The organism is Cetobacterium sp. ZWU0022 (assembly GCF_000800875.1).
GTDB lineage: Bacteria > Fusobacteriota > Fusobacteriia > Fusobacteriales > Fusobacteriaceae > Cetobacterium_A.
In genome coordinates this window covers 19,851-41,175 of sequence record NZ_JRJZ01000100.1, presented here as the reverse complement: position 1 = coordinate 41,175, position 21,325 = coordinate 19,851, and the positions used below count along the sequence as shown (strand labels likewise).

The window sequence follows — 21,325 nt, the reverse complement described above, 5'->3', positions numbered from 1 at the left end:
TCGAACTTGCGGCCCCCTGCTCCCAAGGCAGGTGCGCTACCGGACTGCGCTATATTCCGACTATTTAATTTTCGCAACTCGCTTTCGCTCGCTACATAATTATAGTATCACAAATTATAATTTCTGTCAACAAACTTTTTTTATTTTTTTTATTTTTTTTTAACACTAAGAAAAAGAAGGATTAATTTTATTTAAAAAGAATAATATTTTATATACAATTGGAAAAATATTTTCTATAATATCTATAACTATTTTTAGTTTTAAGGAGGTTTATTATGAAAAATACAAAACTTATCTGTTCTGTTCTTTTAGCTGGTTCACTTTTTGGTGCTTGTACTTCTACTAACGGTGGTTATAACAACCTAAATAGTAAAACTACTGGAACTGCTGGTGGAGCTGCTATAGGTGCTCTTATCGGGCAAGCAATCGGACAAGATACTAAAGGAACTCTTATCGGAGCTGGTATTGGAGCTCTTGCTGGTCTAGGATGGGGAGCATACAAAGATCAACAAACAAAAGAGTTACAAGCTAGATTACAAAACACTTCAGTTAAGGTAACTGATGAAGGAAATTACATTAATCTTAATCTTCCTGGCGGAGTTACATTCCCAACTAACGGATCTGTTATTGGAACTGGATTCTACGCTCCTCTTAATGATATAGCTTCTGTTTTAAATCAATACCCTGAAACAAGAATAGTTATATCTGGACACACAGATAACACTGGTGCTTACTCTTACAATATGGATCTATCAGTTAAAAGAGCAAGAAGTGTTGCTGATTATGTAGTTAGAAGAGGAGTAAATCCTAATAGAATAACTATAAATGGATTTGGTCCAGATAGACCAATCGCAAGTAACGGAACTACTACAGGTAGAGCTCAAAATAGAAGGGTTGAAATCCAAATTTTCCCTGCTTACTAATATCTGCTAAAACAAAACATAATAAATAGAAAGAGGGTTCTTATCGAACCCTCTTTTCTTTTAAATTATTTACCAATTTTTTCAATTGCATTTTTTACAGCTTCTTGTACACCCTCAGATGTATATGTTGCTCCTGCAACAACATCTAAATCCGCATTCTGATTTCTTAAAACTTGATTTTTTAAAGTTTCTATAGCTGGATCTGCAATTGGTGGTGTATCTGTATGCGTTACATTCAAACCTATAATTTTAAATTCTTTTCCTTTTGGCTTAACTTGTAACTCTACAGACAGCTCTCCATTATAACCTGTTCCGCTTCCTTTTACTAACATTGGTCCCGGCTTATTAGCATCATATATTCCTAACAGCAATCCCAATCCTATAAAGGCCATTACGGATATTTTCCTTAAACCCTCTTTTGTCATTCCTAACCCCTTCTATTTCTTTGGTATTAATCTTGGAACTACTTTATCTCTTCCTTCTAATCCTACTTTTTGAATATATTCAATTAATACTTCATCAAGTCCTGGATAATGTCCAATCTCTTTTCCACCAGCTAAAGATGTATATCCATCTCCACCTGCTGCCATAAAGTCATTTGTTGCTACAACATATGTCTTGTTAGGATCTAATTTCTTATCTCCTACTTTTATTTCTAAAACTCTTCTATGTGCTGGATTTTTCACATTAAATTTAACAGTCATTCCAGAAACTTGAGCCATTGCCCCTAATGATTCTGGATATGATTTTAATCCGTTTTCAACAGCTTTTTGTAAATCAGATCCTTTTACTTCTTTTGTTATAACATAATTTCCAAATGGTAATACACTAATAATATCTCCAACTGTTACTTCTCCTGGATTTATAGAAGCTCTTATTCCTCCACCATTTGTTATTGCTACGTCAGCTCCTGTTTTCCAAACCATTGCATCCGTTATTAATTGAGCCAAGTTTGTTTCTCCAGTTCTTACAAAAGCTCTATCTCCTTGTAATAAAATTGGATTTTCTCCAACTTTTACACTTGTTATCATCTCTTGTTTCTTAGATATTTCATCTATTGTTGCTTTTACCTTCTCATCTTCAGGTACTGGATTATCTCCATTCATTATTATATCTTTAGTATATAAAGTATAGTCAATTGCTGCATTTCTATCTTTTAATTTATCGAAATCAACTTTTACAACACCAACATTTTTTGTATACTCACCTGTTTGTACTATTGTTACACCATTTACAACCTTCTTCTCTTTCAATTCTGTATGACTGTGACCATCAATAATTAAATCTATTTCTGGAACAGCTTCTGCCACTCCTATACTTTGTAAATGCTTAGCCGTACTTTCGTCGTCTCCTAAGTGTGAAATCACTACTATAAATTTCACTCCCTCTTTTTTCATTTGTGCCACTACTGTTTTAGCCGTTGCAATTGGATCAGCAATTGTAATATTTTTTACATTGTTTGGATTTGTTTTGAAATATGTTTCTGGAGTTGCTAATCCAAAGAATCCAACCTTCACTCCATCTATTCTTCTAATATCATAAGTTCCTGCAACTGGTTTTCCAGTATTTTTATCTATAACATTCGCCGCTAAAGTTTTATATTTTTGCATAGAAAGTAACTCTTCTAATCTCTCTTGTCCATAGTTGAAGTCATGATTTCCTAAAGTTGCATAATCTAAACCTACTGCATTTAATGTCTCAACCATCGACTCACCTTTAGTTAAAGTCGCAAATGTTGTTCCATGCATAGTGTCTCCTGCATCTATCAATAAAACTTTACCATTATTTCTATCCTGCTCTAATGCTTTAGCTATAGTCTTTACTCTCGCTAACCCCACACCATCATTTTTGCTTTCTACTGCTCTTCCGTGAACATCGTTTACATGAACTAGAGTTAGTTCGTATTCTCCATCTTTCGGTGGTAACACCTTACAAGCAGAAAGAGCTAAAACCAGTCCCATTAAACCAAAAACTTTTAAATTTTTATTCATTTTTTCCTCCCTGATAAACCCTAGTATTCAATTAAATTCGAACATATTTTATCATATTTAGACAAGATTGTAAAAGAAAAAACTGCATACAAATGCAGTTTTCACCTTTATTTTACAACCATTATTATATAAGTATATTCAAAAGTTTTTGACTAGTCTCTAAAGCATCTCCATTCAGCTTTAAAATTTCAATTGTTCTCTTTAAAGTTTCTATCTCTTTTGAACGCATAAACATCTCATCTCTCTCTCCAGTCAGATATTTTTTTATTGCAATCCCTTCATCTATTTGACATCGATAAAGTTCACTATACTTACTATCTTTGACTATTATGCTCTCTATTCTCTCCTCTAACTCTGTATCTGAAAGTTCTTTTTCTTTCAAAAGTTCACATATAGTTTTTTTTAAAAATAGGTACTCTTTTAAAAAAAACTCTCTCTTATAACGATAAATTCTTAAGTCTTGGATAAAATTAATCAATAGAAAAGGAAATACAACTACCATTATCGATACTTTTGGTTTTTCTATTAATTTTGAAGCAACCTCTAAAGCTAACTTTGTTTCTTTTTCCAAAAACTTATCTATCGTCTCTTTTCTCATTCTCTCTCCTATTTGAATATATAAGAGTATGCCTAACATTTTCTGAACTTGGCTCTACTTTCTTTACAAATATATAATACCAAGCTCCAGACTCTATATCCTCTTCAGCTAACTTTTGATGAGCTTCTTTAAAACCTAAAACATCATCTAAAAATGGTAAAACAGAAAAACATAAGAAATATATACATAAAAAGCTACTCAATAAAGCTATCCACTTTTTTATCATATTCTCCTCCTATTTTACCTTTATAAGCTCATAAGTGATTTTGTTATATCTGGGAATATTACGTGGAACATCAGATACGCTGCTCCAAAAGTTACTCCTAGATTAATTATCTTTCCTACTATATAAAGAGTTATTGGTTTTCCACCTTTAAACAACTTACTCAGCTCACTAAAATTAGTTGATAACCCAATACTTGTGAATGCTAAACAGAATAGCCACCCTTGTAACGGAGATATTAAACCATTAACCATACCTTTATCGATAACTATTTTAGAACCATCCACTCCTAACATAGCGTAGATTCCAGAGAATACTAACGAAGCTCCTATAAATCCTAAAATAAATTTAGGGAATCTATTCCATATTTCAAGTAAAGACCCCTTTAAAGAGAAATCTTTCTCTGCTGCCATAGATGTATCAACTTTTAAAGACCAGTAAGCTGCAACACCTAATGCCATAACACCAATTATTATATTTTGAATCATCTTTATTGTTGCTGCAACGTCTCTTGCTACAGGTCCTAAATACTCTCCTGCTGCAACTACCGCTCCTGTTGAGTCAACAGTTCCTCCAATCCAAGCACCACCTAAAACAGGATCCATATTCAACATTTTTATAAACATAGGCATAGCTATCATCATAAATGCAGTAAACATAATCGAGATACTTACAGATAGTGTAAGCTCCTCTTTCTTAGCTTTACAAGCCGCTGCCGCTGCTATTGCTGCTGACACTCCACTTACAGACATATCTGCAGACATAACCATGTTCAAACTCTTCGATTCCATTTTTAAAACCTTATCTCCAAAAAGGAATGTTAAAACTAAAACAACCGGAGTTACAAACCAAGTTACGAAGATTCCTGGAATTCCTATCAACAAAACTTTATTCACTAAAACAGTCGATCCCAATAGAATTAATCCTGTTTTTATAAAATACTCTGTTTGTGCCGCAGCAAGTAACTTTTTAGGAGTTCCTACAGTGTTACTAACTATCAACCCTAAAACTAATCCCCAGAATACATATCCTAGTCCCCAAGCTTTTAGTGCTTCTTGTTCTCCTAAAAGATAAGCACTCGTTGCTAATAGAAATACAAACGGGAATCCTTGTAAGAAACCTTCTCTATCTCTCCCCATTTTCTTCATTCCAAAACTAAAGTAAACTCCAATTGCAGCCAATAAAATAAGAAGATTGGGTATCAAGTTATACGGCTTTTGAATCGCTTTTGCTTTTAACTTACTCTCCTTATCTCTACTCACCAACCACTCATCCACAGATGTTGTAGCTGCTTTATTTAACTCTTCATCTGTAAAGTTTTTCCCTTCAGCTAAAGCTGTAGCAGCTAAAGCATTTTCTCTCATTATAGATGTAGTATTTTTAATCTCTTCATAATCTTTAATAAATGGAGCTCCCTTCTCCAAAGCTGCACTTTCACTCAGGTATACAGACTCTAAAGGATTCGTTGTCCACTTTTTAGGTTTTCCTAAAACATCTCTCACCTTTTGTGAAAGTGATGTTTTTATTACGAGAGCATTTTTGTCAAACTGCGCTTCGTGCCATTGAACTGTTTTAAACGAAGCCCTTTCTCCTTCACTCTTCATTATATCATTATATACTTCTGCCTTTCCTAACACAGCGTTAGAGTTAGCTCCCATATACATAAACATACAAAATACCAATAAGATTGTTGCTAGTAATATTGCCCAGTAATCCTCAAACTTAAATAAATCTAATATTGTTTCCTTTAAACTTTTTTCGTTCTCTTTAATAGCTTCCATTTTCTACCCCCTAGGTTTTTTTAACAAGCTTTTTGAACCATAATTCAAAGTCGTAAACATGACTAATGGGAACCCTTTAAGGGTTCCCATTAACTTTTAGAATATTTTTTCGAATAAAAACTACTTTTTAGTGTCCTCCACCATAATTAAATGGTTTCTCTAATGTATATGCTTCTCCAGGACTTGGATGTTGAGACATAGGTTTTACATTTATATTTGCTCTGTACTCTGTCTCTGCCCAAAGAATTCTTTGTGCTACTTGTGCTTCAGGATTTAACTCAACACCATCAAGCATTAACTCTTTAAACTTTTGATATCCAGCTCTGTCTATTAAATGACCTCCATGGATATACATAGGTTTATGATGTAATACATTAGCTGAGAACTTTTGCCAGTTTCCAATAACTTGTAAAATTACATCCTCAGTTACCCAGTTCAAGAACATCTTACCCATTCTTGGATACTGCTTTCCTGTTCTTCCACCGATGATAACTCTAAATAGTTTTTCCTCTGGTCTTACCCAAGCTGAAGATGGACAAGCTTCAACACACTCTCCACATCCAACGCAGCAGCAAGAATCTTTAACAATTCTATGATTTTCTAACTTTAAAACTCTAGTAGCAGCATGATCACAAACCTTCACACATCTTCCACATCCAATACATCTATCTTTAACATATATCGGCTTTGTTACTCCAATTATACCAAAATCATTAAAGTGACCTTTAGCACAGTCATTTGGACATCCAGCTATTGCCAATTTTATATGGTAATGACTTGGGAAAATTTGCTTTTCAAGTTTTCTTGCTAACTCCCAAGTGTTGATATTTGCTTTTACACAGTGAGAGTTTCCAATACAAGCCATTATATTTCTAGCTCCGATAGTTGGATAACCAGCTTTGGTAACATCCATATCAACTCCACACATCTCAACATCTACTTCTTTTATATACTCTTCTAAATAAGTATTTACAGCCTCAACATTTTCAAACTTTATTCCAGGAGCGTTAAGAGTTTGTCTCATACCCATGTGGAATGTTCCATCTCCCCATCTCTCTGCAATCTCTTGTATTACTTTTAAATACTTAGCTTCTATTAATCCTCCAGGAACACGAAGTTGTATCATGAACTCCCCTGGTACTTTTGATTGACGGAAGCAGTTTAGTTTCATTTTAGTTATATTAATATCGTGATTCACTCTTTATACCCCCTTAGTCGATTAGATATTTAGCTTCTGAATAATTAAACACAGGTCCTTCTAGACAAACATAAACTTCATCTATTCTACAATGACCACATTTACCGATTGCACATGACATCTTTCTTTCAAAAGATACCCAAATTTTATCAGTAGGAACTCCTAATTTTTCAAACTCGATAGCTGTATATTTCATCATATTAGGTGGTCCAACAATCACAACTTCTAAATCATGAAACTCATTTGATAACATCTTTAAATGAGGTACATATTCTGTAACAAGTCCTACGCACTCCCCATCTAATCCACACCCTTTATCCACTGTAAGCACCATAGGATGTTTCTTTCTCCACTCTAAAATTTCATCTCTAAATAGTATTGAATTGTCATCTTTAAATCCAAATAGTAGCTCCATCGATTGAACTTCAGCTGGATTTTTATGTATATGATTGATTAACGATCTAACTGGAGCTAGTCCTGATCCTCCTGTTACGATAACCACTTTTTTATTTTTTATATCAATTGCATCAAACCCTTTTCCATAAGGTCCTCTCATTGGAAGTAAGTCTCCTGCATGAAGATTAAATATCTCATCTGTTACCACTCCAACTTTTCTGATTAGGAACTCTGCCCAACCCTCCTCAGCTGAGAAGTCAGTAACTGATATTGGACACTCTCCAACTTTAGGAAGAGATAGTTGCATAAATTGTCCAAACTTTATATTTCCAGCTTCTGGATATTCAACTCTAAATAGAAATTCAATATCAGTAACTTGTTTTACATCTAATAATCTGTATGGCGTTGGCATTATTAAATTTTGCATTATTTAGCACCTCCATTTAGTTTATCAACTTCTGCTGCTAATTTATTTACAGTAGTTGCAAACGATATAAACACTGGACACTTATCATCACATCTTCCACATCCAACACACATATGGTGCTCTTTGAACCTCTTTTTGTGGTCGTGAATCTTATGCATAACTTTAAATCTCATTCTTTCTCCACCAGCTTTTCTAAACGAGTGGTTTCCAGCCATATCAGTATATCCATCTACATGGCAAGAAGCATTTATTCTTCTTCTTTCCCCTGCATTTGAGTCAGATGTGTAGTTCATATCATATGTTGTAAAGCAAGTACAAGTCGAGCAAGATACAGTACAACTTCCACACATTAAACATCTCTTATCAAACTCTTTCCACATCTCTAAACTCTTAACTGCTATTTGAGTTTCTTTATCATTTATCTCTGGTATTCTAACTGTTCTTACATTCTCAGTAACAGGAGTCACTTTAAATTCTAACTCTTCATTTCCTGCAAAGTAAGTGTTAAATTCAGAGTCTTTAGTTTCTACTAAAACCTCTCCATCTAAGAATTTAACTCCAAAAGCATACTCATCTGCTGATCCAGTTCCCATTGAAGCGCAGAAGCAAGTATCCCATCCATTTTTAGGGCATTCAATTAAAACAAACTTTGTCTTTTCTCTCATTCTTTTATAGTATGAATCCTCAAACCCACCATTTTTTAAGAATATATCATCATATCTTTTAATTGAATGTATATCGCAAGCTCTTGCAAATACAAGCATTGGTCTCTCATCAACAACTTTTGATTCTCTGTAATCTGCATCAGTAAAATATAAAACTGTCTCTGTTATTGGGCTTAGAGCTTCTTTAGCTGCATAATCAGATTTCTCTTCATGCACAATCTCATTTGCCGAATAAACTCTATCATATCTTACAATATCCGTATCCGAATATCTTCCTTGCTTAGGAAATCTCTTTGGAGCGTATACTTTATACTCTTTGCTAAGATTTTTTAACAAGCTATCAAAATTTTCTGCTGTTATTTTGTATCCCATTCTTACTTTGCCTCCCCATTATTTGAATTTTTAGTCAACCATTCATGTGTTTATATTACAACCTTTATGTAAATTTGTAAATCAATATTTACTACTTTTTTATATTTGGTTAAAATTGAATTTTCAGTCGAAACTTAATTGGTCATAGTTTAATTTCTTTATTTTTTTGATAAAGTTTCACTTTCCAAATATCCTTTCTGCATCTAATTTCATACAACACTAGTATACTTATACACTAGTGTTAAAACGATCACTTTTTTGTCACTTTAAAATCAAAAGATTGTTTTTTTCTGCATTTCAGTATAAAATATTAGAAAATAATATTATTTAAAAGGTGGACGTATGAAAAAATTTACTGTCGAAGCTGAATTTCACAATATGAAAATCTCTCAATACCTAAAAGAAAAAGGATATTCTGGAAGAGGTATTAGAAATGTAGAGGTTTATTTAAATGGAAAAAGAGTTAAAACGACTAAACAAGTTAAGAAAAATGCTAGACTTCTAGTTAAAGAAAAAGAGAAAGAGGTTGGAATCAAGCCTATTCAAATGGATTTAAAAATAATATACGAGGATAAAAATCTGATTATAATAGATAAAGATCCATATTTAGTTGTACATCCTACAACTAAAAAAACAGATATCACTTTAGCTAATGGAGTTATATACCATCTTCAAGAGGAAACAGGAAGAATTCAACCACCTAGATTTTTCAATCGTTTAGATATGAACACATCTGGTCTTATTGTTGTTGCTAAGAATGCTTATACTCAAGCTTTTTTACAAAGTGATAAAGAGAAAGTTTCTAAGTTCTATCAAGCTATTGTTAAAGGTGTTGTAAAAGAGGATGAGATGATGATAGAGATTCCTATCGGTAAAGAGGGCGACGAACTTAGAAGAAAAGAGATGTCTCCTGAAATTGGAGGACAAACTGCTAAAACAAGTATGAAAGTTTTAGAGCGTTTCCCAGAAGAGAATTTAACTCTTATCGAATTAGAACTTTTCACTGGCAGAACTCACCAAATACGTGCTCATATGTCCTTAGTTGGATATCCTATTCTAGGAGATGACCTTTATGGTGGTGGAGATTCTAGAGCAAAAAGACAACTGCTACATGCATTCAAACTTATATTTACAGATGTAGAAACTAACGAAAAAATTAAAGTTGAGGCACCTCTTCCAGATGATTTCAAAGAGATTTTACATAAAGTAAAAGATTAATTTTTATTATTATATATATAATAGTAGAAAAAAGAAAAGAGAGTGGCTTTAAACCACTCTCTTTTAAGTATTGCTATTAAATAATCTTTCAAATTTCAACTCATTTTCTAAGAAAACCTTTACAATTTCTGGATCAAAACTTTTTCCACTTTCCTCTTTTATTATACTAATGGATTTACGATGATCAAACCCTTCTTTATATACTCTTTTTTGTCTCAAGGCATCATACACATCTACAATCGAAACTATCCTAGCTTCTAAAGGAATCTCCTCACCTTTTAAGCCTTTCGGATAACCTTCTCCATTCCATTTTTCATGATGATATCTTGCTATATTTTCAGCCATCATACTGACACCAGATTTTTTTATTATTTCATATCCTATTTCTGGATGAGTTTTTATTACTTCAAACTCCTCTTCCGTAAGCTTTCCCGGCTTTTTTAAAACACTCCTATCAATCCCTATTTTTCCTACATCATGTAACGAGGCAACGCTTCCTATCTCATCACAAAACTTTTTACTACACCCCATTTTATTAGCTAGTAGTTCAGAATACATATTCAATCTTTTTATATGATTTCCTGTTTCAAAATCATTGAACTGATTCACAGCTTCTAACGACGATACTAACGACATCATTAAATCTTGATACTTCTTTTTTTCAGTTAAATCTTTTTTAGCCCTGTACATAAGTATCAAACTTATCAAAAACAGCCCTAATGAAACACCAACAAGTCTTTTATAGTCAGTAACTTCATAACTATTTTTTAACCAATATATATTTTTAGTCATATTTTCATTCAAAAAACTTGCCGAAATCTCTTTTAACGCTTCGAAAAGTTCCTCTTCATCTTTACGAATAATCATCGACAAATCATATTTTTTATCCAAAATACCCGCAATTTTCAACTCTTGATCATATCCGCTATTGTAAAGTTTATTTATTAATGTTTTATAATCTGCAATACTATAATCAGCTTCTTTTTTTCTAATTTTTTCAATCGCTTCGTCCATATCATTTACATAAATAAAATTTTCCTCTTTTAAACTTCTTCTAAGGTAATCCATATAATAGCTATTATCAACTACAGCAAACCTTTCTTTCCTAGCTTCTATTAAATTAGTTATAAAACCATCTTCTTTTCTATTGAATATAACTGGAGTTAAAGTATAGTAAGGGTTTGTATAATGGTCTCCTCTTTCAATACTTGTTTCAACTGTTGCTGCTGCTGTTATATGATTCTCTTTCCAATCCTTACTATTTGTGTAAGTAACTTTATTCATTTTCAATCCTAAAATATCAGCAACGTCTGATAAATATTCAACCGTTAATCCTTTTTCTTTACCATCTTCATTATAGTATAGAGGATAATTACTTTTCTCTGCTGGAAACAGAACATCTACTTCTTTACCCTTCAAAGATTGATATCTACCTTTAAATTTATCTTTATAATACTCTCTTCTAGATTCACTAATCATATTTTTCAAATCATCCGACGAGATATTTTCAAAATATTTTTTTAAATCCTCATATAGCTTTTTCTCACTTTTAGGAACAGCTAATGTTGTAACCATCGTAGGTATTCTATTCATATCTATTTTATTTAAGGTATCGATAAATCCATATTGATTATCTGCTACAAATCCTTCTATCTCTCCATTTTTGAGCATTTGTACACCTTTTTCTCTCGTTTCAATATCAATAATTTCACTATTTAAAAACTCATATTTTTCAGAAAACTCTTTGTCTATGTACGTTCCTTTTATAACTCCCACTCTTTTTTTATAGAAATTTGTTACATCTATATACTGAGCATTTAAAAAGTACATATTAGCTTTTAAATAGAAAAACGTTGGAATAAAATAATACTTTTTTCTTCTCTCTTCTGTTTCAATTAAATCCATAATCAAAATATCTTTGCCTTTTTCCATATCTAATATTAGGTTCGTATCTAACTCTTTCACTCTCAAATTTATATCTCTTCTATTATATATATCTTGAAATATCTTGGGGTATAAGCCTTTATACTCACTTTGCTCTTTATAAAAGAAGAAACTATTTTCATTTTCCAACAATATCGTATGATCTTTCCCCATTAGACTACAGCATAATACGAAAGAAAACAGTAATACTTTCAACATGTTTCTCTTCTCCTTTGGTTTTATTTTTTTTATTATACTATAATTTTAATGAAAAAGTAATCATAAAAAGATTAATTTTAGTTCCCATGAATAAATTGACAAATTTTAAAAGATAATATATCATTAAGACAGAACGAAAGAAAGCATTACAAAAAGAAAAAGAAAAATACTTAATTATGAACTTAAATTAAAAAAATATAAAATATTAGGAGGTTTCCAAATGGCAGTTAAAGTAGCGATTAATGGATTCGGTAGAATTGGAAGATTAGCATTAAGATTAATGATGAACAACCCTGAGTTTGAGGTAGTAGCAATAAACGATTTAACAGATGCAAAAACTCTTGCACACTTATTCAAGTATGATTCAGCACAAGGTAGATTCAACGGAACTATCGAGGTTATCGAACGAGGATTCTCAGTAAACGGACAAGAAATTAAAGTTTTAGCTGATAGAGATCCTAAAAACTTACCATGGGCAGAATTAAACGTAGACGTTGTTCTTGAGTGTACTGGATTCTTCACATCTCAAGAGAAAGCTGGACTTCACTTAGAAGCTGGAGCTAAAAAAGTAGTTATCTCTGCACCTGCAACTGGAGATATCAAAACTGTAGTTTACAACACTAACCACAACATTTTAGACGGTACAGAAACTGTAATTTCAGGAGCTTCTTGTACAACTAACTGTTTAGCACCAATGGCTAAAGTATTAAACGACAACTACGGAATCGTAGAAGGTTTAATGACTACAATCCATGCTTACACTAACGACCAAAACACATTAGATGGACCACACGGTAAAGGAGATTTAAGAAGAGGAAGAGCTGCTGCTGCAAACATCGTTCCTAACACAACTGGAGCTGCAAAAGCAATCGGATTAGTAATCCCTGAATTAGCTGGAAAATTAGATGGAGCTGCTCAAAGAGTACCAGTAATCACTGGATCATTAACTGAGTTAGTAACTGTATTAGAGAAGCCAGTAACTGTAGCTGAAATCAACGCTGCAATGAAAGCTGCTGCTAACGAATCATTCGGATACACTGAAGAGGAATTAGTATCTTCTGACGTTATCGGAATCGAGTTTGGATCTTTATTCGATGCAACTCAAACTAAAGTAATGACAGTTGGAGATAAGCAATTAGTTAAGACAGTTTCTTGGTACGATAACGAAATGTCTTACACTGCTCAATTAATCAGAACTTTAAAATTATTCGTAGAAATCTCTAAGTAATTAGAACATCTAGGAAAAACAGAATAAACAGAATAGCGGAACTATCTAGTTCCGCTTTTTTTTAAGAAAATATAATTAGATTTTAAAAATTTTGGGAGGTTCACATAAAATGGCAAAGAAAATTGTAACTGATTTAAGCGTAGCTGGAAAGAAAGTTTTAATGAGAGTTGATTTCAACGTTCCTATGAAGGATGGAAAAATCACTGACGAAAACAGAATCGTAGCTGCTTTACCAACTATAAAGTATGTTTTAGAAAACGGTGGAAAAGTAATAGCTTTCTCTCACTTAGGAAAAGTAAAAGAAGCTGCTGATTTAGAAAAGAGAAACATCGAGCCTGTTGCTAAGAGATTAGCTGAGCTTTTAGGACAACCAGTAACTTTCATCAACGCTACTAGAGGAGAAGAGTTAGAAACTGCTGTTGCTAACTTAAAAGATGGAGAAATCCTAATGTTCCAAAACACTAGATTCGAAGATTTAGAAGGTAAAAAAGAGTCTAAAAATGATCCTGAATTAGGAAAATACTGGGCTTCTTTAGGAGATTTATTCGTTAACGATGCTTTCGGAACTGCTCATAGAGCACATGCATCTAACGTTGGAATCGCTGCTAACATCGGAGAAGGAAACACTGCTGCTGGATTCTTAATGGAAAAAGAGATCAAGTTCATCGGTGGAGCTGTTGATGCACCAGAAAGACCATTAGTTGCTATCTTAGGAGGAGCTAAAGTTTCTGACAAAATCGGAGTTATCGAAAACTTATTAGTTAAAGCTGATAAAATACTTATCGGTGGAGCTATGATGTTCACATTCTTCAAAGCTTTAGGAAAAGATACAGGAAAATCTCTTGTTGAAGAGGATAAAGTAGAATTAGCAAAATCATTATTAGAAAAAGCAGAAGGAAAAATCATTTTACCTATCGATACAGTAATCTGTAAAGAGTTCTCTAACGAAGCTCCTCATTCAGTTGTATCTGTAGATGCTATTCCTGCTGATGAGATGGGATTAGATGTAGGACCTGCTACTGTTGCTTTATTCACTGAGCAATTAGTTGGAGCTAAGACAGTTGTATGGAATGGACCAATGGGTGTATTCGAAATGTCTAACTACGCTAAAGGAACTATCGGAGTTTGTGAAGCTATCGCTAACTTAGAAAACTCTACAACTATTATTGGTGGAGGAGACTCTGCTGCTGCTGCTATCTCTCTAGGATTCGCTGACAAGTTCTCTCACATCTCTACTGGTGGAGGAGCTTCTCTTGAGTATTTAGAAGGTAAAAAGTTACCAGGTGTAGAATCTATATCTAATAACTAATATAAATTATAAAGGACACTTTTCAAGGTGTCCTTTTTTTATGCTTTTAAATTTTAATAGCTCTTTTTTTAGAAATAAAAAAAGAACTCCGGGGGGGTGGAGTTCTTCTGGAATTTACTTTCTCAAATATATATTAGGGGGAATATATTAGAGAAAAGGATTTGTATTACTAGAATACCATTTTTAATGTTAAGTGTATATATACTTTTTTTTTATTTTTTAACATCAAAAAAGCATATTATAAAATCCCAGATTTTTTAAATCTTTTATCTAAAGGAAACTCTATCAAACACCTTTGAATCTCTCTTCCACTAAGAGCATTTACTTTTCTAAGATTCTTTATAGAATAGCTTTCCGTATCAGATATTATTAAATTGTACTCTGAAATCTCCTCTTCAGTATTAAATCTAAACTCTAGAAAAGATTGATACGAAAACTCAATATTTGGAAAAAGCTCTTTTACACTTCTAATGACTCTCTCGTTATATTCCTCATCTAAATTTCTAGATACACTGAGGATTTTAAATCCCTTTACATACTCCTCTTCCATAAAGAATCTAGAGATAGCACCTGCTAATCTCAATACATCAGAGTACATCATCTCTAAATTGAGTTCATTCAGTATATTTTCTACAACCTCTCCTAACCTTCGACATTTTAAAGAGTAGGGATTTTTTCTAACCCAAAGAACTCCATACTTTTTATCTAGGTATCCTATTGCAAAATAACTTAAAATATAATTTTCCAATCTTTCTGTCTCACCACTATTCAATTTAAATACCTCTTGAATTTTAGATGAAAACCTATTGAAATGTTTTTTTATAGGATAATCTGAAGATATATAATATTTACCTTTCAATACTATACTTCCAATCACCTTTTTTAAGTTTTCAGATATATCTTTTAGATTTTTTAATTCACCAAGTCTTTTATCTATATCTTCACTCTTTTCTTTCACATCTATATTTTGGCTTTCATAATATAAAATATTTTTATGTTTTTCAATAAGAGCCATTGAATATATAGCATAGAATGTAAAGATTGATTTTCTCATTTTAAAAGCTTCTATAATCTCTTTATATATTTTTACAAATTTTTTCTCATCTAAAATATTAATCTCTTCTAGTAGTTCTCTTCTCTTTTTAGAAAGAAAATCCCTCTCTGCAAATAATTTCATTAATTTCTCACACAATATTTCAGTTATTTTTGTATTATTAGGTTCTTTTAAAAAAATTCCTTTTGAGTTTCTCGATTCTATAAAAATACTATTTTTTTCTAGAAGTTCTCTCACTCTTTTAAAATCTTTAATCGCTGTTGTTCTTGAAACCCCCATTTGCTGTCTCTCTTTTTCTAAATTAATATAACCCTTCAATAAAAATCTTATACAATAGATATCTATTCTTTCATCCGAAGTCAAAACATCTAGTTTTGAGAAAAAATCAGCAAATCCATCATTTTTATTTTCTAAACTGTAAATATTATTAACTTTTTTCACTACATTCATATTGTTTGCTTTTAAGTATTCATTTAACGTCTGCATATTTCTTTCTATAGCGTTTGTATCCAAATTTATGTATTTCCCAATCTCATCTACATGCATATCTCCGTGCAATAAAATTTTTAACAATGTTATTGCTGCTGTTGACATAAAATCCCCCCTTTATTCTTATATATAACTTTTCATTACCTCTAATTTCCCCTCTATTAAAACCTCTTTATTGGCTGGAATGAAGTACGTATCTCCCTTTCTAACTTCATACTTTTCATTTTCTGAAGTCAATACTCCCTTTCCATCTAATATTGAATATATTTTAAAGTTCTTGTACTGTGCATCTGTAAAGTTTCCATCTATTAATAATCTATCTATTGAGAAGTACTCTCCTCTTATCATCTCTTCTATAGTTGCATCTCCACTCTTTATCTTTTCTCTAGATGCTTCTGAGCTTATTTCAATCTCTTCTCCAAACTTTATAACATCCATAGCTTTATCTAAATGTAACTCTCTTTTAACTCCATTTACTTCTCTATCAAAATCATATATTCTATATGTTGTATCTGAGTTCTGCTGAATTTCACATATCAATATCGACCCCTCTAAAGTTCCATGAACAACTCCAGGCTTTACATCTATAAAGTCACCTTTTTTTACACTAACTTCATTGAATAGTTCAGTGAAATCTTTTTTATCAACTTTTTCTTTATATATCTCTGGTGTTATCTCTTTTTTTAACCCTAGAATCAGCTTAGCATCCTCACTCGCTTCCATAACATACCAAACTTCACTTTTACCAAACTCTTTCTCCACTCTTAAAGCGTACTCATCACTCGGATGAACTTGAACTGATAACTTATCATTTATATCTAAATACTTTATTAAAAGAGGAAACTTCTCTTCATATTTCTCTACTATCTCTTCACCTACAAGGTCTTTTCCAAACTTTTGGAATAAGTTTTCTAAAGTTTCTCCCTCTAACTCACCGTTTTCAACGTAAGACATCCCTGATGGATGACAACTAACTTCCCAAGACTCACCATACAACTCTTCATTAGGTAAATCAAATCCTAAAGTAGTTTCAAATCCTCTTCCTCCCCATACTTTTTCTACTAAGTTTTTCTTAAATTTCAATAAGTACATTTTTCCTCCCATAATTTATATAAATATTATTTTGTCTATATGTAAATACCACAATCCCTTTTATTGTAACTCTATTTCTTATAAAAGTAAATAAAAAAAGAGGAGAAACTTCTCCTCTTTTATACTTTTGTTTCTATTATAGAGTGTTAATGTTTACTGATTGAACATTAAGAGTTCTTCCATCCTCAGACATAGGGATTTTTATCTCTCCATTTCTGATTCTTTCAATAACCTCGGCTCTTCCAGGAACATTCTCATCAAATCCTACAATCGACCAGTTATTATCAACTTTTGGAGTTAATTCACCTTTTAAATTCTCTTGTACGTATCTAACAATTAGATCTCTAATTCTTCCACCATCTTGTAACTCTTCGTAAGAATCATAGTACTTATCTTCAGTTGTTACAAGTCCTAAGTTTAAAAGAGTTCCGAATCTGTAGTTGTTTACAGCTACCTTGTATACTTTAGCAGGATCGATTGCCTCTCCCTTTATTGTAGCATCTACTATTCTCTCTCCAGCTGGTTTTGAAATATCCACTTTATAGTTTACTCCATCAAACATATCGTAGTTATATCCTCTAACTTTTGGATTGAACGATATAGTTACATCTCCTGGCTCTGTTGTATTGTAGTAATCCATTGACCACTCCATATACTTTAATAAGTTAGCTCCAGTCATGTTTACACCCATAAGCGTATTTGTATATTTATAGATGAATGCAACATCTTTCTTTTTGAAATCTCCTGCATTTAAGTTTGAATCAAAGTTAAATACCGCTGCTGCTGATACATCTGATTTTGCATAGTGGTTTTGAACCTCATTGATTAACTCAATAATAGCGTTATCCTCTATTTGAGATGTTGGCATAGTTGTAACTTTATCTTCACCAGTTATGTAGTCAGTTCTTTCAATAAATTTAGCATTTACTTTTCCTACTACTTTATTTGCATCTGCTCTTGACTCATCATGAACATTTTTAAATTGATCTAACATAGCTGCATCTGCATCAACATCTTTAGTTTCAATGTTTTTAGCAACTATATTTTGAACTTGCCACTTTCCATCTTTTTTAGCAACTTTAATCTCTCCGTTTGAAACTCCCCATCCGTAAGCTCCAGGCTCAAGAACTGTCGTTCCATTTACATCTGTTACATATCTAGCATGCTCATGTCCTGCAAAGATTAAATCAAATTGAGGATAAGCTTCTGCTAAATCAAATACTCCAGTTTTTCCATACTCATCTTTTCTTCCTAAATGGAATGCTCCTACAAGTACATCATACTTTCCTTCTAACTCATCTAATGTTTCCTTTACAGCTGTCATAGGATCTTCAAAAGTAAGCCCTTTGAAGTGCTCTGGTGCTGATGCTTCCCACATAGGAACGTGAGGTGGTATTCCTCCCATTAAAGCAACTCTTACTCCTTCAATCTCATAGATTTGGTAAGGTAATACAAACTTTGAACCATCATCTTCATTCTCTATATTTACAGAGATTACAGATCCTTTGAAGTTTTTAACATTTCTTAGTAAGAAATCCTTCTCGAAGTTAAACTCATGGTTTCCTAAAATCCAAGCATCGTAGTTCATAGTGTTCATAGCTTCTACCATAGGATGTGTTTCTAAGTTATTGAATAACTCAGCACTGTTGTCTTGAACAGTATCTCCAATATCCATTAGTATTAAGTTTGGATTTTGCTCTCTTAAAGCTTTTACTATTGTATAAGTTTTAGCAAATCCTGCACTTTTGTCCTCAGAGTCTATTCCATACTCATATGGATAGATTCTTCCGTGAACGTCTGAAGTTGCTGCAAATGATAGAGTTACCTCTTCTGCTCCAACCTCTCCTTTTGTAATAACTTTCTTTTCTAGGTTAAGTTTGTTTTCTGAATACTCCTTAACCTCTGTGTTTGTAGCTGTTTTAGGTGCTTCTTCTTTTTTACCGCAACCAACTAAAGCTAACGATAAAAGTGCCCCTAAAACAAAGAACTTAGTACTTTTCACTAATATTCCTCCCCTTTTCTTTTTATTAATAATATTGATACAACTGCGGTTACAGGTACAGTTGCTATTATTCCTATACTTCCTGCTAATGCATTGACAATCTCTATAGCTATAGCTGGTATATTGATAAACTGCTGATAGACCATTCCATATCCCCATATCATCATCATAAGTGGTAACGAACCACCTGCAAAAGCTAAAATTAAAGTGTTAATCATAGTTCCAACAATATCTTTTCCAATCTCCATAGCTGATTGGAACAACTCTTTCCTTGTTAAGCTACTTTTATGTTGATAAATCTCATTCACTGAAGATGAAATAGACATTGCCACATCCATAACCGCTCCTAAAGAGGCAATCAATATTGAAACAAATAGTAATCCCTCTATCTGCAATCTAAAATCTCTAGTTATATATAATAGTTGCTGTCCTTCTGATAAATTTAGCCCACTCAGTTTCATAATTTTTCCAAAACCAAAAGATATAAGACCGGCTATTGTTATTCCACATATTGTTCCTATTATAGCAGAATATGTTTTTCTATCATAGCCCCCTATCAGTAAAAAACTTACAACAATTATAATTGAAGAAAGCAGTATCGATGTAGAAATCGGGTCTACTCCTTTAAATAGCAGTGGTAACAGTACATAGATTATAACTGAGCCTGTAAATGCCAACGCTAAAAGAGATTTTACTCCCTTCATCTTTCCTAACAATACAACAGCTCCTATAAAAATAGCTCCTAAAAGATATATTGATCTATCTCTTCTTAAATTATAGAGCCAGACTGTAGGCTTAGCGCCCTCTTCTTTCACTGTAAATATCGCCTTCAAACCTTGATCTGCATAAACATTATGCAAAGCACTCAAAGAGTTATAAACTACAAACTCCTCATTTTTATACTTTCCTTCAAGAATTCTAACTTCTAAAGTTTGACTTCCTCTAAACTTTCCTGCCACAACAGGATCTTTCATTAAATCCTCTTTTAAAACTTTTATAACCTCTCCTTGGACAAACTCTTGTGGGAATCTAGCCTTCCCTTTTAAACCTTGACTTAATTTTGGTGAGTATGTTGCCATCATAAAAATAGAGATTATAACTAATACTGGTAATAATATCTTCTTCATTCCAACCTCTTGTTCTATTAAAAGTTATTTTGCTTAAAAATTATAACATTTTTTTTAAAAAAAATCTCTTTTTTGTTTGACTATTCAGTATTTTTTTTGTATTATTATATTGTGATGAAAAACTTTTTTAGTGAGGTGTAAAAATATAATGCCAGAAAAAAACATAAAAGAATTGCTAAAAGGTAAAACAATTGACGAACTACTAGATTTGATAATTTTAGGATTAGAAGCTACTGATATAAATGATAGTGTTATTCACACTTTCAAAGATGGAAATAAAAAAGTGGAAATAGCTTAACTCTCTGGATATATTCAGAGAGTTTTTTTTTATTTTTCTAAATTTACTCTTGATTATTCAGATTTTATGAGCTATATAAAAGTAGTGATATTAACTTCAAGAATACGGAGGAGAAATACTATGGATTATAAAATTATTAGAAAAGAAAATGTAAAAGAATCTTCATGGGCTGGTGGAATTTCTAAAGAGTTATATATATTCCCTGATGGTTCGACTTTAAACAACCCTTTTAACTTTAGAGTTTCAACTGCTACAATAAATCCAGGCGTGTATAAATTCACCACTTTCAACTCGTATAAAAGGCTTTTAATTCTTTTAAAAGGTTCTATAAAGTTAGAGATTGATAATAATGAATACTCTTTAAATCCTATGTCTCATATTTTTTTCTCAGGCGACAGTATAACTAAAAGTACAACCGAAGAAAACAGTGAAGATTTTAACCTTATCTTTAAAGATGATGTTGAATTATTAACTTTCCATATTACTGATAGCAATCTTTCAGGAGAGATTTTGTCCAATAAAGCTATCAATATTTTTTATAATTTAGAAAACAATAAACACGTAAATATAAACAACAATGAATATCTTTTAGAAGTTGGGGACACGATTATCATCTGTGGAAATAACTTTAATATAGAAGGAAAAGGTTCAGGAATTTTAATATCTTTATATATAAAGTAAAAACGCAGCCAATTTAAGGCTGCGTTTTATTTAAGCATACATTCTCATTAGAATTGCTGTTGCTAAAACCAACATAGTCATAGTTACTTTTTCTTGCATCTACTGTACCAG

The 21,325-nt window shown here is 32.2% G+C and carries 19 protein-coding genes; 6 read left to right on the top strand and 13 right to left on the bottom strand.

The features are described 5' to 3' along the window. Positions 1 to 275: 275 nt before the first annotated feature. Positions 276 to 923: an OmpA family protein gene (locus tag L988_RS08390; RefSeq protein ID WP_047383357.1), complete on the top strand. Its 648-nt coding sequence runs from the start codon at positions 276 to 278 to the stop codon at positions 921 to 923. A 65-nt stretch (positions 924 to 988) separates the two neighbouring features. Here L988_RS08390 and L988_RS08385 read toward each other — a convergent pair whose 3' ends face one another. From L988_RS08385 to asrA, 8 genes are all read right to left on the bottom strand, one after another. Continuing rightward, a complete protein-coding gene (locus L988_RS08385; RefSeq protein WP_047383355.1) occupies positions 989 to 1,348 on the bottom strand; it encodes an FMN-binding protein in 360 nt (119 codons plus the stop codon). A gap of 12 nt (positions 1,349 to 1,360) precedes the next feature. After that, on the bottom strand, positions 1,361 to 2,914 hold the full coding sequence (locus L988_RS08380; RefSeq protein ID WP_052191767.1) for a bifunctional UDP-sugar hydrolase/5'-nucleotidase: 1,554 nt from the start codon (positions 2,912 to 2,914) through the stop codon (positions 1,361 to 1,363). Between the two features lie 124 nt (positions 2,915 to 3,038). Then, positions 3,039 to 3,512, bottom strand: coding sequence for a hypothetical protein (locus tag L988_RS08375; protein WP_047383353.1), 474 nt, complete (start codon positions 3,510 to 3,512; stop codon positions 3,039 to 3,041). After that, entirely contained in the window at positions 3,490 to 3,738 is a 249-nt protein-coding gene (locus tag L988_RS08370; protein ID WP_047383351.1) for a hypothetical protein, read from the bottom strand. The genes L988_RS08375 and L988_RS08370 overlap by 23 nt, the downstream gene beginning before the upstream one ends. Positions 3,739 to 3,758: 20 nt before the next feature. Then, on the bottom strand, positions 3,759 to 5,516 hold the full coding sequence (locus L988_RS08365) for a YeiH family protein (RefSeq protein ID WP_052191766.1): 1,758 nt from the start codon (positions 5,514 to 5,516) through the stop codon (positions 3,759 to 3,761). 127 nt (positions 5,517 to 5,643) lie between these two features. Then, positions 5,644 to 6,714 (bottom strand): sulfite reductase subunit C, encoded by a 1,071-nt coding sequence (asrC, locus tag L988_RS08360; protein WP_052191765.1) that lies wholly within the window; start codon positions 6,712 to 6,714, stop codon positions 5,644 to 5,646. A gap of 13 nt (positions 6,715 to 6,727) precedes the next feature. Then, the gene (gene asrB, locus L988_RS08355; protein WP_047383350.1) at positions 6,728 to 7,537 is read right to left on the bottom strand and encodes an anaerobic sulfite reductase subunit AsrB; all 810 of its coding nucleotides are present in this window, start codon (positions 7,535 to 7,537) and stop codon (positions 6,728 to 6,730) included. After that, the gene (gene asrA / locus L988_RS08350; RefSeq protein WP_047383349.1) at positions 7,537 to 8,574 is read right to left on the bottom strand and encodes an anaerobic sulfite reductase subunit AsrA; all 1,038 of its coding nucleotides are present in this window, start codon (positions 8,572 to 8,574) and stop codon (positions 7,537 to 7,539) included. Before asrA ends, asrB begins: the two co-directional genes overlap by 1 nt. 342 nt (positions 8,575 to 8,916) lie before the next feature. On the opposite strand from asrA, the gene L988_RS08345 reads away from it, so the two are divergent. Beyond that, the gene (locus tag L988_RS08345; protein WP_047383347.1) at positions 8,917 to 9,792 is read left to right on the top strand and encodes an RluA family pseudouridine synthase; all 876 of its coding nucleotides are present in this window, start codon (positions 8,917 to 8,919) and stop codon (positions 9,790 to 9,792) included. 63 nt (positions 9,793 to 9,855) lie between these two features. Here the strand turns inward: L988_RS08345 and L988_RS08340 are convergent, their stop codons facing one another. Then, on the bottom strand, positions 9,856 to 11,934 hold the full coding sequence (locus L988_RS08340) for an HD domain-containing phosphohydrolase (protein ID WP_047383345.1): 2,079 nt from the start codon (positions 11,932 to 11,934) through the stop codon (positions 9,856 to 9,858). Between the two features lie 220 nt (positions 11,935 to 12,154). Here L988_RS08340 and gap point away from each other — a divergent pair, with 220 nt between their 5' ends. Then, a complete protein-coding gene (gene gap / locus L988_RS08335) occupies positions 12,155 to 13,162 on the top strand; it encodes a type I glyceraldehyde-3-phosphate dehydrogenase (protein ID WP_047383343.1) in 1,008 nt (335 codons plus the stop codon). Between the two features lie 109 nt (positions 13,163 to 13,271). Beyond that, positions 13,272 to 14,471 (top strand): phosphoglycerate kinase, encoded by a 1,200-nt coding sequence (pgk, locus tag L988_RS08330; protein WP_047383340.1) that lies wholly within the window; start codon positions 13,272 to 13,274, stop codon positions 14,469 to 14,471. A 238-nt stretch (positions 14,472 to 14,709) separates the two neighbouring features. Here the strand turns inward: pgk and L988_RS08325 are convergent, their stop codons facing one another. The 4 genes from L988_RS08325 to L988_RS08310 form a co-directional block, all read right to left on the bottom strand. Then, positions 14,710 to 16,119, bottom strand: coding sequence for a hypothetical protein (locus L988_RS08325; RefSeq protein WP_047383338.1), 1,410 nt, complete (start codon positions 16,117 to 16,119; stop codon positions 14,710 to 14,712). Between the two features lie 18 nt (positions 16,120 to 16,137). Continuing rightward, positions 16,138 to 17,106, bottom strand: coding sequence for a type I phosphomannose isomerase catalytic subunit (locus L988_RS08320; protein ID WP_047383336.1), 969 nt, complete (start codon positions 17,104 to 17,106; stop codon positions 16,138 to 16,140). A gap of 136 nt (positions 17,107 to 17,242) precedes the next feature. Further along, complete coding sequence (locus L988_RS08315; RefSeq protein ID WP_231549834.1) at positions 17,243 to 19,108, bottom strand: bifunctional UDP-sugar hydrolase/5'-nucleotidase; 1,866 nt, start codon at positions 19,106 to 19,108, stop codon at positions 17,243 to 17,245. After that, positions 19,108 to 20,235 carry a YibE/F family protein gene (locus L988_RS08310; protein WP_047383334.1) on the bottom strand — a complete coding sequence of 376 codons (1,128 nt, stop codon included), beginning with the start codon at positions 20,233 to 20,235 and terminating at the stop codon, positions 19,108 to 19,110. The genes L988_RS08315 and L988_RS08310 overlap by 1 nt, the downstream gene beginning before the upstream one ends. Positions 20,236 to 20,383: 148 nt before the next feature. Here L988_RS08310 and L988_RS13680 point away from each other — a divergent pair, with 148 nt between their 5' ends. Then, the gene (locus L988_RS13680; protein WP_156111946.1) at positions 20,384 to 20,533 is read left to right on the top strand and encodes a hypothetical protein; all 150 of its coding nucleotides are present in this window, start codon (positions 20,384 to 20,386) and stop codon (positions 20,531 to 20,533) included. A 120-nt stretch (positions 20,534 to 20,653) separates the two neighbouring features. After that, on the top strand, positions 20,654 to 21,214 hold the full coding sequence (locus L988_RS13285) for a HutD family protein (RefSeq protein WP_052191764.1): 561 nt from the start codon (positions 20,654 to 20,656) through the stop codon (positions 21,212 to 21,214). The last annotated feature ends 111 nt before the right edge of the window (positions 21,215 to 21,325 follow it).